Origin of the sequence: Sutterella parvirubra YIT 11816 (genome assembly GCF_000250875.1) — a bacterium.
GTDB classification, from domain to species: Bacteria; Pseudomonadota; Gammaproteobacteria; order Burkholderiales; family Burkholderiaceae_F; genus Sutterella; species Sutterella parvirubra.
Genome location: NZ_JH605020.1, coordinates 40,789 through 41,793, shown reverse-complemented (window position 1 = coordinate 41,793; position 1,005 = coordinate 40,789). Strand labels below are relative to the sequence as shown.

Here is a 1,005-nt window from a genome sequence, read left to right as displayed (position 1 = left end):
ACTGCCCATGGTGCCTTCGAGTTCTGAACAATTTGAGTTTTCGCGGTCGTGGCGAAATTGGTAGACGCACTATCTTGAGGGGGTAGCGGAGAGATCCATATGAGTTCAAATCTCATCGACCGCACCAGTCACTGGGGTATAGCCAAGTCCGGTTAAGGCAGCGGATTCTGAATCCGCCATGCGTAGGTTCGAATCCTACTACCCCTGCCAGACAGCAGAAGAGCCGAAGCGAACCGCTTCGGCTTTTTGCTTTGGTACCGAGAGCAGGCCTGAGACGAGCTGCGCGGGCCGGGGACCACTCCTCCTCCTTTCGCTCAACTCTTTTCACGCCAACCGGTTCACTCGAACCGGATAGCACCAACCGGATAGCGCTAACTGGATAACGCTATCCGGTTGGCGCCAACGATTTGGAGTGAACCGGATAGATCCGGAAAGGCGCGGATGTCGACCGCGACGACCTTTCCCTGCGCTTTCCGCAAGCCGATCCGACGCCCGCCACCCTTTCGAGCGAGTGCTTACTACCAAAATCAAGGATTTTTTGCATCACCCTCTTGCGCACTCCCCGACCTCATGATATAGTTCACCTCCTCAACGACGAGGACACCTCAGTCCCCTAGAAAAATCGACGTTGAGAACAACTTGGAATGCTGCGGTCGTGGCGAAATTGGTAGACGCACTATCTTGAGGGGGTAGCGGAGAGATCCATATGAGTTCAAATCTCATCGACCGCACCAGTCACTGGGGTATAGCCAAGTCCGGTTAAGGCAGCGGATTCTGAATCCGCCATGCGTAGGTTCGAATCCTACTACCCCTGCCAGAATTCCTGAGAAGGGCCGAGTCGAACGATTCGGCCCTTTTCTTTTCTGCGCCGAATCCCTCTCCTTCCGCCAAGAGTCCGGTGGCATCCGTTCACGCCAGCCCTCTTCCCACTCACCACCCGGTCTCTTCCCGGCTCCTCTCCCCGCAGAAACCAATTCGCCCGCCGATTCAGACGAACCGGCGGGC

The 1,005-nt window shown here is 56.2% G+C and carries 2 tRNA genes; both read left to right on the top strand.

Annotation, left to right across the window (positions count from 1 at the left end):
* Positions 1–42 precede the first annotated feature (42 nt).
* Positions 43–127: transfer RNA gene (locus HMPREF9440_RS10240), tRNA-Leu, on the top strand.
* A gap of 522 nt (positions 128–649) precedes the next feature.
* Positions 650–734, top strand: a tRNA-Leu gene (locus HMPREF9440_RS10230).
* Positions 735–1,005 lie beyond the last annotated feature (271 nt).